General features: G+C 67.6%; 14 protein-coding genes and 1 pseudogene. 6 read left to right on the top strand and 9 right to left on the bottom strand.

The window, feature by feature from the left end:
* Nucleotides 1-21: 21 nt before the first annotated feature.
* Nucleotides 22-1,248, top strand: coding sequence for a methyltransferase domain-containing protein (locus AB0395_RS21575; RefSeq protein ID WP_366283030.1), 1,227 nt, complete (start codon nt 22-24; stop codon nt 1,246-1,248).
* A 216-nt stretch (nt 1,249-1,464) separates the two neighbouring features.
* On the opposite strand, the gene AB0395_RS21570 is transcribed toward AB0395_RS21575, so the two are convergent.
* Nucleotides 1,465-2,754 (bottom strand): alpha/beta hydrolase, encoded by a 1,290-nt coding sequence (locus AB0395_RS21570; RefSeq protein WP_366283028.1) that lies wholly within the window; start codon nt 2,752-2,754, stop codon nt 1,465-1,467.
* Between the two features lie 164 nt (nt 2,755-2,918).
* Nucleotides 2,919-3,632, bottom strand: a complete 714-nt coding sequence (locus tag AB0395_RS21565; protein ID WP_366283027.1) for a helix-turn-helix domain-containing protein — start codon at nt 3,630-3,632, stop codon at nt 2,919-2,921.
* 119 nt (nt 3,633-3,751) lie between these two features.
* On the opposite strand from AB0395_RS21565, the gene AB0395_RS21560 reads away from it, so the two are divergent.
* Nucleotides 3,752-4,639, top strand: coding sequence for an NmrA/HSCARG family protein (locus tag AB0395_RS21560; protein ID WP_366283025.1), 888 nt, complete (start codon nt 3,752-3,754; stop codon nt 4,637-4,639).
* A 116-nt stretch (nt 4,640-4,755) separates the two neighbouring features.
* Here the strand turns inward: AB0395_RS21560 and AB0395_RS21555 are convergent, their stop codons facing one another.
* Complete coding sequence (locus AB0395_RS21555; RefSeq protein WP_366283023.1) at nt 4,756-6,333, bottom strand: multicopper oxidase domain-containing protein; 1,578 nt, start codon at nt 6,331-6,333, stop codon at nt 4,756-4,758.
* Nucleotides 6,326-6,754, bottom strand: coding sequence for a hypothetical protein (locus AB0395_RS21550; RefSeq protein ID WP_366283021.1), 429 nt, complete (start codon nt 6,752-6,754; stop codon nt 6,326-6,328). The genes AB0395_RS21555 and AB0395_RS21550 overlap by 8 nt, the downstream gene beginning before the upstream one ends.
* A 107-nt stretch (nt 6,755-6,861) precedes the next feature.
* On the opposite strand from AB0395_RS21550, the gene AB0395_RS21545 reads away from it, so the two are divergent.
* Nucleotides 6,862-7,764 carry a LysR substrate-binding domain-containing protein gene (locus AB0395_RS21545; RefSeq protein ID WP_366283019.1) on the top strand — a complete coding sequence of 301 codons (903 nt, stop codon included), beginning with the start codon at nt 6,862-6,864 and terminating at the stop codon, nt 7,762-7,764.
* Nucleotides 7,765-7,886: 122 nt separating this feature from the next.
* On the top strand, nt 7,887-8,315 hold the full coding sequence (locus AB0395_RS21540) for a helix-turn-helix transcriptional regulator (RefSeq protein ID WP_366283018.1): 429 nt from the start codon (nt 7,887-7,889) through the stop codon (nt 8,313-8,315).
* Between the two features lie 64 nt (nt 8,316-8,379).
* On the opposite strand, the gene AB0395_RS21535 is transcribed toward AB0395_RS21540, so the two are convergent.
* The 4 genes from AB0395_RS21535 to AB0395_RS21520 all read right to left on the bottom strand — a co-directional run bounded on the left by AB0395_RS21535 (nt 8,380) and on the right by AB0395_RS21520 (nt 10,760).
* On the bottom strand, nt 8,380-8,760 hold the full coding sequence (locus AB0395_RS21535) for a hypothetical protein (protein WP_366283016.1): 381 nt from the start codon (nt 8,758-8,760) through the stop codon (nt 8,380-8,382).
* Complete coding sequence (locus AB0395_RS21530; RefSeq protein ID WP_366283015.1) at nt 8,757-9,245, bottom strand: MarR family transcriptional regulator; 489 nt, start codon at nt 9,243-9,245, stop codon at nt 8,757-8,759. The genes AB0395_RS21535 and AB0395_RS21530 overlap by 4 nt, the downstream gene beginning before the upstream one ends.
* Nucleotides 9,246-9,772: 527 nt before the next feature.
* Nucleotides 9,773-10,027, bottom strand: a complete 255-nt coding sequence (locus AB0395_RS21525) for a hypothetical protein (protein ID WP_366283013.1) — start codon at nt 10,025-10,027, stop codon at nt 9,773-9,775.
* Nucleotides 10,028-10,211: 184 nt separating this feature from the next.
* Nucleotides 10,212-10,760, bottom strand: coding sequence for a GNAT family protein (locus AB0395_RS21520; protein WP_366283012.1), 549 nt, complete (start codon nt 10,758-10,760; stop codon nt 10,212-10,214).
* Nucleotides 10,761-11,216: 456 nt separating this feature from the next.
* Here AB0395_RS21520 and AB0395_RS21515 point away from each other — a divergent pair.
* A pseudogene (locus tag AB0395_RS21515) lies at nt 11,217-11,396 on the top strand (DUF4158 domain-containing protein); the annotation flags it as partial.
* A gap of 124 nt (nt 11,397-11,520) precedes the next feature.
* On the opposite strand, the gene AB0395_RS21510 reads toward AB0395_RS21515, so the two are convergent.
* The gene (locus AB0395_RS21510; RefSeq protein WP_366283010.1) at nt 11,521-12,066 is read right to left on the bottom strand and encodes a carboxymuconolactone decarboxylase family protein; all 546 of its coding nucleotides are present in this window, start codon (nt 12,064-12,066) and stop codon (nt 11,521-11,523) included.
* Between the two features lie 464 nt (nt 12,067-12,530).
* Between AB0395_RS21510 and AB0395_RS21505 the strand changes: the two genes are divergently transcribed.
* Nucleotides 12,531-13,028, top strand: a complete 498-nt coding sequence (locus tag AB0395_RS21505; RefSeq protein WP_366283008.1) for a DUF1877 family protein — start codon at nt 12,531-12,533, stop codon at nt 13,026-13,028.
* Nucleotides 13,029-13,204 lie beyond the last annotated feature (176 nt).

Below are 13,204 nucleotides of genomic sequence, written 5' to 3'. Positions count from 1 at the left end.
CCGGGCGAGAGCGAGGAAGACATGAGTGTCGAGCAGACCAATCTGGCCGCCGTCGAGAAGTGGGCGGCGCTGTACAACTCCGACCCACACCGCATGATCGACGAGTGCTACGCACCCGATCCCGAGGTGATCGCACCGGAGGAGCTCCACATCACCGACAGCGCGACGTTCCACGAGATGGAGCGGGCCGCGTTCCAGGCGATGCCCGACCGGCACTCCGAGATGCTCAGCACCGTCGCCGTCGGCGACAAGGTGTTCATCGAGGGGGTGATGACCGGCAGCAACCCGGCCACCGGCGCCCCGCTGAAGGTGCGCTGGTGTAGCGTGCTGACCTTCGTCAACGGCCTGATCACCGAGGACCGCACCTACATGGACTGGTCGGTGTTCAAGGACTTCGTGCGCACCGCCGAGTACCGCGACGTTTCGGTCCCGGCTCACCCCAGCGCCTCGGACATCTCCGACTTCTACGACCTGTCCAGCCAGGCGCTGTGCGAGCTGTGGGACGAGAGCTTCCACGCGGGCTACTTTCTGTCCGACGACGACGACAGCTCCAACCGCGTTGCCGCCGACCGCATGACCGATCTGCTCATCGACCGGCTCGGGCTGACCGGTGGCCGGATGCTGGACGTGGGGTGTGGCATCGGCGCACCCGCGCTGCGGCTGGCCGGCACCTGCACGGCCGAGATCACCGGCATCTCCATCAACAAGGCGCAGGTGGACGAGGCGAACCGGCGTGCCGCCTCGGGAGGAGTGGCCGACCGCGTCAGGTTCCAGTACGCCGATGCCCTGGCCATGCCGTTCGAGGACGCCACCTACGATGCCGCATGGGCCTTCGAGTCCCTGATCCACATGGACCGGATCCCCGCGCTGCGGGAGATCAGCCGGGTGGTCAAGCCCGGCGCCCGGCTCGTGGTGGCCGACCTGCTGCAGACCGGTCCGCTCACGCCGGAGGAGCAGGAACTCGTGCGGGACGGCCTGGAGCGCATGTCCGCCAGCCCCATCCTCACCGAGGACCAGTACCGCGAACTGGTGGCCGAAGCGGGCTGGGAGATAGTCGAGTTCCTCGACGTCAGCAAGCACGCGGTGAAGACGCAGCGGCGAATGATCGAGGCCGTCGAAACCCGATACGACGAGATGATCGAACGGTTCGGCCCCGAGGTGTCCGAGCTGATGGACCTCATGCTCTCGCCCGCGGGCCTGCTGCCGCAGATGGGCTACCTGGTGGCGGTCCTGCGGAAGCCGCTGTGAACGCCGGGGTGTCCACAACTGACCGAGCAAGCCGGTGCCGGCTCGAGCTGCGGGAGTGATCGACCGAGGCGGGCGGCGAAGCCGTGGGCTGACCATGGATGTCGTTGGCAGGCCGGGCCGAACGGGGTGAACTACTCGCCCCCACCGGCCAGGGCGCGGTCGGGTGACCCACGGACCGTCGTGGTTCGCGGGTCACCGGCGTGGCATGCCGGACTGTCACCCGGCGGCGTTGGCGGACGTGTCGCAGGCGGCATCGTCATTGGGCAGGGTGCCACCGACCAGATACCGTTCGACAGCGGTGTCAATGCAGGAGTTGCCGGCCGCGAGACAGAGGCCGTGGCGGAAGGTGCCGGGCAGAGTGAGCAGGCGGGAGCCGGTCAGCGCCCGGTGCATGGCCTGCTGGCCGGGGTAGGGGGTCGCGGGGTCGCCGTCGGCACCGACCATCAGTACCGGGACGTCGTTGCGAACCGTGGTAGTCGGTTCCACCGGCGCGGTCGGCCAGAACGCGCACGGGGTGATGTCGCGGGTCATCGGCCCGAACAGCGGTTCGTCGGCGCGGTGCGCCTGGATGTCACGGAAGTAGGTCTCCGGGTCGCGTGAGGCGGCGCGGTCGGCGCAGATGATCGGGGTTCCCGCCCGGTCCTCGGTCGCGCCGGAGCCGGTGAACAGGCCGTCGAAGGTCTCCTTCAGCGAAGGCGGGACAGTGACCGAGGCGCCGCGGGCGGCGTCGGCCAGCACCCGCACCTCCGCGGCGAAGCCGGCGTACGCCTTCTCGCTGTCGTCATAGAGGCGGACGAACAGCAGGTAGGGGACAACGTGCGAATCGATCCGGTAGGCGCCGACTCGCAGCGGGCGCCGGGTGGCGGCCTGGTTGATCCGGTCCACGGTGGCCAGGACCTCAGCCGTGGTGCCGCCCAGGCCGTATTCCTTGTCGTGGCTTGCGGCCCACCCGGCCCAGTGCTTCAGGGCGGCGGTGAGGGCCGGGGCGTTCTTGGAGAACAGGCCGGGGCCGTAGACGTCGGGGTCGACCGCGCTGTCCAGCACGATCCGGTCGGCCCGTGCGCCGAACATCTGCGTGTAGACCGCGCCCAGATAGGTGCCGTAGGAGACTCCGTAGTAGGACAGTTTCCGCTCGCCGAGGGCGGCGCGGATCACGTCCATGTCGCGGGCGGTGTTGCGGGTGGTGGCGTACGGCAGCAGGTCGCGGTTGCCCCGGGCGCATCCGGCCGCCAGCTCCTTCATGAGGGCCACGCTCTCGTCGAAGGTGTGGCGGTTCGGGCCGGCCGACCGGATGAAGGTGTCGGTTTTCCACCGGCAGTTGATCGGTGTGCTGCGGCCCACGAAGCGTGGATCCATGCCGATCGTGTCGTAGCGGGTCGTGAGGGCGGGAGCCGCATGGCCGAGGAGCGCCATCTGTAGTCCGGGCCCGCCCGGGCCGCCGGGATTGCCCAGCAGGACGCCTCGGCGGTGGGCGGGGTCGGTGGCCTTGATCCGTGAGATTGCCACCGAGATGGTCCGCCCCTGGGGCTTGCGGTAGTCCAGCGGAACGGTGACCGCTGCACATTGGGCGCCCGCCGCGGCCAGGGCCTCAACGATCTTGTCGTCCGGCCCCGTCCGGCAGCTTTGCCAGTTGATCGTCTGATGCTGGAACCGGGCCAGCCTAGAAGTCGTCAGGCCCCGGGGAGGCCGGAGGCAATGCGGTCGGCGTCGATCAGGCCGGCGAGCAGGGTGACGGTGGCGGCGGAGAGGTCTCGCAGTGTGGCGTCGGGGAGCGTCGGCTCGCTTTCGAATGCGCGCTGGATAGTCCGCGCGAGCAGGTCCGCCCGCTGTTCCGGAGCGCCCTCGGGGGCGGCGCCTTCGGCTCGCAGGAAGCCCTCGAAGGTTGCCTGGTAGGCGTAGCCGATCTCATCGATGTTCATGTCGTCGCGGAGCAGTCCGTGCTTGGCGAGCAGGGTGAGGTGGTCGCGTGCCATGGCGGCGTGCCGCTGGTCGCGGGCGGTGTCGGAGGAACCGGTCAGTTTGCCGAGCAGATGCGGGTCGTTCAGGAGGAACCCGCGTAGCAGCGGGCGGTTCGTGATGGCCAGGAAGTAGGCGCGCGCGAAGTTGTGCAGCAGGCACGCCCGGGGGTCCTGCTGCAGCACCTGCCGTAGCTCATCGGCCGCGTAGAGCACCTCGCGCGCGAAGACCGCGCTGAACAGCTGCTCGCGTGTCTTCCAATGCAGGTAGACGGTGCCCTTGCCGATGCCGACCCCGTCGGCCACATCGTCCATGGTGACCCGCCGGTAGCCATGGCTCAGGAGCAGGCCGGCGGCCATGTCGAGGATCCGGGTGGCCCGTTCGGCTCGCTGCTGGGGGGCGCGGAGCCGTTCGGCGTTGGTGCTCACACACGAACCATATGACCAGATGTGAAATTTCGTCAACTTCAACTTTTGGTTGACGAAATTTCGCAAATCGTCATACCGTCACTTCGAGACAACGGCACCGCCTGTAACAGGAGTAAGTCATGAACATTCACGGCAAGACCGTCCTCGTCACCGGCGCCACCGGCAACCAGGGCGGCGCCACTGCTCGCCACCTGCTCACTGACGGCTGGCATGTCCGCGCCCTCGTCCGGGACGACACCACGCCGCCGGCTGCCGCGCTGGCCGCCGTCGGCGCCGAGCTCGTCCGCGGCGACCTGGACGATCGCGCTTCCATCGAGGCGGCGGCACGCGGCGCGTACGGCGTTTACAGCGTCCAGTCCGCCAACGACAACGAGATCACTCAAGGCAAGAACGTCGCGGAGGCCGCCAAAACCGCAGGCGTGCAGCACCTGGTGTACTCCTCGGTCGGCGGGGTCGAGAGCCAGAACCGGTTCTACGTCGAGCACGGCTGGGGCCCCATCGACAAGTGGCAGATCGAGGAGCACATCCGCGACCTGGGCGTGCCCGCGACGATCCTGCGGCCCGCCGGGTTCATGGAAGACTTCACCAGCCCAGCACGGTTCTTTCAGGACCGCTCGCTCAACGTGCCCTGGCATGACGCCCTGGTCATGCAGCTCATCGCCATCGAGGACACCGGAGCGTTCGCCGCGCTGGCCTTCGCCGACCCGGACGCCTACCTGGGCAGGACCATGGAGATCACCGGCGACAGGCTGACCGCCCCGCAAATCGCCGACGCGCTGAGTACGGCGGCAGGTCACCCCATCCCGCACACCCAGATTCCGCTCGACGTCCTGTGGGAGCACAACCCCGAGGTCGCGAAGGTTTTCACCTGGGCCAACGCCACCTATTACGACACTGACCTCGTCCCCCTGCGGAAGACCCACCCCGACCTCATGGACTTCCCCGCCTGGCTCAACCGATCGGGCACGGCAAGGCTCCTGGCACAGCTGAACTCCACGCCGGCGTAACCAGACACACCTCGTCGGCGCCGCCACGCCGAGACTCCCTGGCCAAGCCCGAACTCGACCGCCGGCGAGCCGTGCCACGGCCGGCTCCGCCACCCTCATCCCATATGGCAACGCTCCTAGATGATCTCGAGGTTGGCCATCATGGCCATGTCCTCGTGTTCGGCGTTGTGGCAGTGGAACAGGTAACGGCCGCGGTAGCCGTCGAAGCGGGTGATGATCTCCACCGCTTCGCCCGGCCGCAGGGAGACGGTGTCCTTCAGGCCCGCGTCGTGAGGCAGTGGCGGCCGGCCGCGGCGCGAGAGCACCCGGAAGCCGACCAGGTGCAGGTGGACGGGGTGGTGGACGTCGGCGATCAGCCGCCACACCTCGACATCGCCGAGGCGGGCGGTGACGTCGGAGCGGGCGGGGTCGAACGGTTGCCCGCCGATCAGCCAGCCGTGCCCGCCGTGCATCTGCCCGGTGCGGAAGGCGAACTCGCGCACTCCGACGGCGTCCGCCCTGCGCCAGGTCGGCAGATCGGCGGACAGGACGGGTGGGATGCGGCTGTCGTCGGCGGCCTTGCGTGCGACCACGAAGGCCATCACGTCGCGGGTACGGCCGGAGCCGAGCCGGTTGAGGAGTTTGACGCGGCTGCCGACCGGGAGACCGGAGAAGTCGACGACCACGTCGTAGCGTTCGGCCGGCGCGATCGGCAGGAGCCGGTGGGTTACCGGCGTCGCGAGTAGTCCCTGGTCGGCTCCGATCTGCACGAGGTCGAGCCGGCGCCCGTCGTCGGTGACCGCTTCGAGTTCGTAGTGACGGGCATTGGAGGCGTTCAGGATGCGCAGCCGGTAGCGGGCCGCGTCGGCCTCGTGCACGGGCCACGGGGCACCGTTGACCAGGATCACGTCGCCGAGGACTCCGGCAATGTACGGCTCGCGCACGCCCGGCCGCTCCCGCAGCGTGGGATCGAGGGCTGGATAGCTGAGGCTGCCGTCGGCGGCGAACGCCCGGTCGGCGATCATGATGGGGAGTTCGCGCTGCCCGGAGGGCAGGCCGAGCGAGTCCTCGGCGCTGTCGCGGACGATGTGCAGCCCGGCCAGGCCGCGCCAGATCGCGGGGGCGGTGAAGTCCATCCGGTGGTCGTGGTACCACAGCAGCGTCGGCCGCTGGTCAAGCGGGAAGGTGTAGTCCCGGGTCAGCTGGGTCACCACCGCCCGCGGATCGTGCATTCCGTGTCCGTGATGCGCGGTGGCCTGCGGCCAGCCCTCGGGGAGGACGAGGTCGGTGGGGTATCCGTCGGAGGCTGCCGGGGTGCGTCCGCCGTGCAGATGCACGGTGGTCGGCACGGGCAGCTCGTTGCGGTGCGTCACGGTGATGGGTCGGCCGCGCCGCGACTCGATCGTCGGGCCGGGGAAGGTGCCCTCATACGTCCACAGCGGCGTCTTGAGACCGGGCAGGATCTCCGCACTCGCTTCGCGCTGGGTGATCTCGTAACGGTCGGTACTGACGGGCTTCAGCAGGGACGGAATTGACAGCGGCACCTGGAACGGCGGCGGTAGTGGTACGGCGCTGCGCAACTCGGCGCCGGTGATCGACGGCCGACGGGCCAGCGCGGCCGAGGCCGACAGCCCGGTGGCCGCCATCAGCCCGAGTGCGCCGCCGATGCCCAGCACCCCTCGCCTCGTCATGCCGCCGGCAGCGCGCTCACGCATCGCGCGCCTCCCGCTGTGGGAAGGGCCGGCGCCAGACGGCGATGAACAGCACGACGAGCGCGGCGACGGTCATCACGCCCAGCGGGAGGTGCAGCCACAGTGCGCCGTCCAACCCGGCGAAGTACTGCACCGTCTCGGCCGCGACCACCGCCACCGTGGCGAGGAACGGCCAGAGGCGGCGCAGCCGGACCCAGACCATGATCGCCGCGATGACCTGCAGGTAGCCGATGGAGGTGACCACGTCCGCGCCGACCGCGTGCCAGTGCAGGCCGTCGTAGTCACCGGTCAGATACACCCCGGCGAACACCGGCTGGCCGGCGATCGCCGCCACATGTGCGCTGACGACGGCCCGCAGTGTCCAGGCCGTGGGCGTCGTCCGACGCGCAGCGTGGGATCCCGGATTGTTGGCCACGGTGGCCATGAGAGATCTCCTCACTCTGTCCTCGAGGTTCGTACGCCGTCGAAGCTATGGCCTGCGAGTTATCTTGTCTAAGATCAATATTGCAATGATGTTATGTATTGGGGGGCATGATGGAGCTGCACGCGCTCAGGCAATTCGTGGTGGTGGCGCGGTTGGAGCACCTGAGCCGCGCAGCCGAGGAGCTTCGCGTTGCCCAGCCGTCGCTGAGCCGTACCATCGCCCGCTTGGAGAGCGAGCTGGGCACACCCCTGTTCGATCGCAGCGACCGGCTCCGGCTGAATGACACGGGCAGACTCTTCCGTGGTTACGTCGAACGCTCCCTCGGCGAGCTTGAGGCGGGACGGCGAGCCGTCGCCGAGGCCATCAGTGAGGGTGTGGGGACCGTACGGCTGGCCTCGGAAACCTTCCTCACCCTCACCGAACCGCTGGCGGCCTACAAGTGTGCCCACCCCACCATCGAGATCGAACTCCGCTGGATGGCGGCGGAGGACATGGCCCGCCACCTGCGAGCCCAGGACATCGACCTGTGTGTCGCCTCCCAGCCGATCCACGCCGAGGGCCTGGAGGCGGTTCGGCTGCTCGATGAGGCGGTGGGGGTGGCCACGCAGCTCGATCACCCACTGGCGGGCCGCGCTTCGGTGAGCATCGACGAACTCGCCGATCAGTCCTTCGTCACCGCCCGCAAGGGGCACTGGCAACGCGGGCTGCTCGATCGGCTCTTCGCCGCACGAGACCTCACTCCGAAGATCGTCTGTGAAGTCGACGAGCCCAGCGCCATCGCGGACCTGATCAGCGCGGGACTCGGCGTCGGTCTCGTCCCCGCCTTCGCCCAGCGAAGCTCCACACGGGCGCCACTCGCCTGGATCGCCGTCGACAGCCCCGACTGCCGTCGCGTGCTCACCCTGTTCTGGGCCACCGACAGCCACCTGTCAACCGCAGCCCACCTGATGCGCACCACGATCACCGACTGGAACTGGGGCACCGGCGCAAGCCACGGCCGCTCGCGCTGATCTGCCCCGGGACGCCTCGCTTACCTCGGTGAAGACCTCGATCGACAAGCCGCTGTGGCTGCGCGGGCTGGACGCCACAGCACGAACGCGGGAGTAACGTGTGCACGTCCCATCGAATGCAGATGAACGGACAGCGATTCAGTCGTCCTGCGTACGGTTGGCCCTTCGATCTGGCCCGCATCCAGCTCACCTACGGCTCCCACCTACGCCGCGTCAAACGCACCACCGACGCCCGCCTGCACCTGGCGAACGCTTCACAGACCTTCCACCGCCTCAGAGCCACTCCCTGGGCAGACCGGGCCGACCGGGAACTACGCGCCACCGGCATTAGCCACGCCGGCACCGCGACCGGCCTGGCCTCCCTCACCCCGCAACAACGCCAGATCGCCCAGCTCGCCGCGGCGGGCTATACCAACAAACAGATCGCCGCCCGCCTTTTCCTGTCCCCGCGAACGGTCTCCACTCACCTCTACCAGGTCTTCCCCAAACTCGGCATCACCTCCCGCGCAGCCCTTCGCGACGCCCTCGCTGACACGGCAGACTCCGAGTGACGCTTGGATATCGATTCGATGCCTGACGTCTGTGGGCGGCGTGGGCCTGCGCAATCCCGCCACCTCATGGCTCGATCTGGGCTTTCATCGATTGCCACGGTGAGGCGTCGAACACCAGCATGATGGAGATGATCTTGCTGCCGTCCAGGCGGAAGTGCTCGGCGGTGCGCTGCGTGCCGGCTGGTGTGGCGGTATGCACGTCATACACGAGTGTCGCTTCGGATTCGCCGTACAACTCGCTGATGAGCTCGACCCCGGTCACGATTGACACGAACCCCGGCAAGGTGGCCAGATGCCCCGTCCGGTCGTCGGAGTCGATGAACGGGCTTTGAAAGCGAAACGGCTCTCCCAGGTGTGCCGCGGCTGCGGACACATCGCCACGGAAGCGGGCCTCGTGATAACCGTGTACGGCGCGGCGGGTCTGTTCCTGAGCGGTCAGGGTCATGGCTGGGATCCGATCTGGCGAAGGTGGGCGGCGAGGCGCTGCTGATTGGTGGCCAGCCGCAGGCACAGGTCACGAAAGACAATCAGTTCCTCAGGCGTGAAGCCCTGGAACATCGCCCGCATCGCCAGCTGCGACGGTTTGCGGAACGCCTCGATCCACGCGTGCCCGGCAGGCGTGATCTCGGCTAGGACCGAACGCCGGTCCTTCGGGTCGGGGACGCGGCGGACCAGCCCGTCGCGCTCCAGCGTGTCCACCAAGCCGGTGACGTTGCGGGAGCTGACTCCGGCGGCGCGGGCGAGGTCGCCGATGCTGATGCCCTGGTCGGCACTGCTGAGCCGGATCAGTACATCGAGGGCACCTGCGCTGACCCCTCTGCCCTCAGAACCGTGGGCACGCATGCGTTCGACAGTGTGATAGGCGGTGCGGACAGCGGCGCTCGCCTCGAACGCGCGCAGGTCGTCGTCGCCGTCGGCGAATCGAGTCATCGCCGCCCTGACCCGAGGATCGAAGAGGAAGCCATCCGGGTCACACTCGTAAATATATACATCCTTCATAGTAAGAAGAGAGATTAGTACCTACTTCCAAATCATGTCAACCGCCATCATGCAGAGTCGGCGCGCGTCCGGTGAACGCGGAAGGCCGTCACGGTGGAGGGGCATCTGCCAGGCCTGTCCCGGCGGCCGGTCAGGGGCATGGAGCGTGTCGATCCTGCGAGCGAGGTCGAGGGCGCCGCATGTCGCCTGCGTCGAGGACTGGTCGGTGAAGACAGGGACGGCGGCGAGCACGGACGAAGCCGGCGGGGTTCATCGGTGAAATCATCGCCGCCGGCATCCGTGTCGCAGTGCTCGCCTCGCACACCGGCTCCAACCTCCGCGCTCACCTGCGCAGCGCAGCAGCTGGGCAGCGCGTTCACGGTCGCCGCCGTCATCAGTAACAACAGCGGATCGGGGCATTGGCTCACGCACGGGAACGGGGCATCGCCTGGGTGGCAATCTCCTGAAACCGAGCTTGGTCATGGTCCTCGACCAAGGCCGATGAGGTCGTATGGATCGCGGTGGCAGGCCGAGCGTCGCCACAGCATGGCGATCAGTATGGTCTGCAGGAGGGACACGACCTGATACAGGTTCAGGCCGTGTCCGTTCCTTTTTGGTTGAGGCGCTGTTTCAAGCAGAAAGAACAGGTGGGCTGCGGAGACGAGGGTGCCATGGCGGTGGAATCCGGCGTAGGTCCGGCCTTCGTAGTCACCCAGGCCCAAGACCTGTTGCATCTTGCGGTAGTCGGTCTCGATACACCAGCGGCTGGTCGCGTGTTTGACCAGGACAGACAGTGCAGTATCCGCGGGCAGGTCGGTAATCCAGTCATCACCGCAAAGGCACCAAGCCCCGCCGCACCACCTGATCAGCTACACCTAGCCACAGCCCGACATGTTCACGAAGTCCCGGATGTGAAGATCAGAGATAGGCCTTCGAGGCCGGCTTCCAGTCCTGGACGAGGAGCCCGAGCAGCACCTCGTCCAAGAACTCGCCCATCACCCAGGCCGAGGAGCGCAGCACGCCCTCGCGGAGGAAACCGTTACGCTCGGCGGAGCGCAGCATCGCGGCGTTGTCCGACAGCGTCTCGATCTGCAGCCGCTGCAGACCGCGCACGACGAAACCGTAGTGGCACAGCACTGCGACCACGTCGGTGCCGTAGCCCTTGCCGCGGGCCGACGGCAGCAGCCCTAGACCGATGTGCGCGGACCGGTTGTGGTTGTCGATGCCCCACAGCGTCGCGGTGCCGACCAGCGTGCCGTCGTCCAGCTTCACGACTGAGAACGGGACGTGCCCTTGCTCCGTGTCGTCCACCACGAGCCGCGGATCCTTCGAGCCGGGCGTGATCGGCCGCCACGGCCGGCCTTCGGCCCGCGCGGAGTTGACCACGTCGTCGTAGAGCTCGGCCCGCAGGATCGGAATGTCGTCCTCGTGCCGGGCCCTGAGCGCGACCTCGTTCCCTCGTAGCATGCAGGCTTCCTATCCGACCGGGCTGTCCGGCGGCAAACCAAGCCCATCCTGACTGATGCTCTCTGCCGAGTTCGCAGACAGACACGCCATGCCTCATTCGCCGCAATCCGCTATGTGGTGATACATCAGGGTGTTTGATCCCATGAGGTCTGCCTGGTTGTTGTTTTTACGTCTCGCCAGGTTGGGGTGGATTCTTCGGTGAGGCGGCGGGTCATGAGGTCGATCATGGCGATGTGGATCGTGGCTTCGGAGCGGGCGGGCAGGGCCTCGTAATTTTCCGGGGCAAAACAGGAGGTTCGCGGGCCTGTGCCGTCCGGTCGGTCCCGGATATCCGTCCACACCGCGCAAACCGGGCGCACATACGAACGGGCTTATCTGACGATATGCAAGTAGGCGGCATCAAACACCTATTGAGGGCAGAACCGGTCGGTCCGAGATCGACGACTTTCTCGACATTGCCGCTTCGAGGGTGTTCCGTCGCAGGCGGAGTTGGAGCGGTTCTTCTTCCTGGACGATGCGGACCGGGCGCTGATCGCGGAGCGGCCCGGTGCGCACAACCGCTTGGGGTTCGCGTTGCAGGTGACGACGGCCCGGTGCGTGGGCATCCGTTGGAGGTGCCGGATGAGGTCGTGGTGAGGGTGTCGCGGCCACCGCGGCCACGGCACCGCCGCTTCCGGCCTCGTCATCGCCATCCACGTCGGTGCCGTGTACCTGCCCCCACCTCTCAGGCTGGCTCGTCGTCCGCCACGGCCTCAGGGATTCAGTGGTCGTGGTGGCGGACGACGGGCCAGTCGATGTCGGTGTCGGCGGCCTTGTTGAGGTAGTTGGTGAACACGTTGAGCGCGACGGCGGCGATGGTCTCGGTGATCTCGCCGTCGGTCAGCTCTGCCGCCCGGGCGGTCTTGAGGTCGGCGTCGTCGATGCCTCCGCGGGTGCGGACCAGGGCGGCTGCGAGGGCGAGGGCGGCTGCGGCCTTCGGTTCGGAGGACTGGCCGTGCCGGTTGCGGCCGAGCTCGGTCTGGTCGAGCTTGGCGATGTTGGCGCCGATGTAGGTGTGGGCCGACAGGCAGTAGTCGCAGCCGTTCTCTTCAGCGACCAGCAGCGCGATCCGCTCCCGGGTCGCGGCCGGCAGCTCACCTCCCGCGAGCGCGCCCGAGAACTCCAGATAGGCCTTCAGCACGGCCGGGCTGTTGGCCATCACCTTGGTCATGTTCGGTGTGACGCCCAGGGCCTTCTGCACGCCTGCGAGCAGGTCGGCCGCCGCGCCGGTGGCGGACTCGGGCTGGATCAGGGGAAGTCGGGACATGAGCGTGCCTCTCGTCAGCGGGGTACATCGTGTCGATCACCCTCTGACCACCAACATAGGTTCGGCGGACGCACCGCACAGGGGGCTGATCGCGCCACGGTGCGGGCAGAACGCGACAGCACGTCCGGATGAGGGTGGGAGGTGCCTCGCGGGATCGTGGTGGGGTAGGTGCCGACGGTGTTCTACCGGCCGCTGACGAATTCGCGGGCTTCGGTGAGGCAGGCGAGGCAGGTGGCCTCGTCGGTGGGGGTGAGCTGGACCCATTCGCGCATGGGGTGTCCGCCGCGTGGGTCCAGCAGGCCGGGCCGGCCCTCCACTCCCGAACGTGTCCCAGCCGCCAGGTAGCTGATAAACACGCGGGTTCGCTCGGTGAGTCCTTCGCTCCCGAACGTCCAGGTCCTCGATGTCCTCGAGCGAGGCGAGCGGGTTGGCCAGTAGCCGAGTGTTCTCCTAGTTTGTGGATCATGAGTGCACTGCGGTACGCCAACCTCTCTCATGACCAACTGACCCGATACACCAATGACTGGTACGCGCTGGCCGAGTGGTGGCAGGAAGGGGCCTGGGGGGACGCCGGAATCTCCGTACCGACGAAGTCCCTCGACCTGTTCGAGTTCCTGCTCGAGGGCGCGGGGAAACCGATTCGACTGCAGAGCAGCGAGGAATTCATCTCACAGCCCGACGACGTCGAGCCATGGCTGCTGTCAGAGTTCGGCGACGTGCCGTTCGAGCCGTTCCGCATGGCTCCCGCCGACGTGGCGGTGATCGCAGCGGTTCTGAGGCGGCATCCGTTCGACGCACTCGTCGCCAGAGCTGATCCGGAGGAGATGGCTGCGGCGGGTGTGGCCCTGGTGCCGGACCGGGGGCGGCGCAAGGACTACGACAAGTCGTCCTATGAGGAACTCGCCCGCTTCTTCGGGGACGCGGAGACGAAAGGTGAGGGAGTGATCCTCTTCGACGACTGACGACGGCGGTTCGCCTGGCGTACGGAGACGTGCGTGGTCACGGTTGTACTGCTGGTAGCTCCGGACGTTCGCGATGGCCGTAGTAGGCCCTCCACCCGGGTCCGTGCGATGAGCCCCAAAGCAGCTCTGGGTAACGAAAGCGACAGTCGGCACACCGGACAGAACATGAACTCTGT

It is taken from the genome of Streptosporangium sp. NPDC051023 (assembly GCF_040689595.1).
Taxonomy (GTDB): Bacteria; Actinomycetota; Actinomycetes; order Streptosporangiales; family Streptosporangiaceae; genus Streptosporangium.
This window is presented reverse-complemented; position numbering and strand designations above follow the sequence as displayed.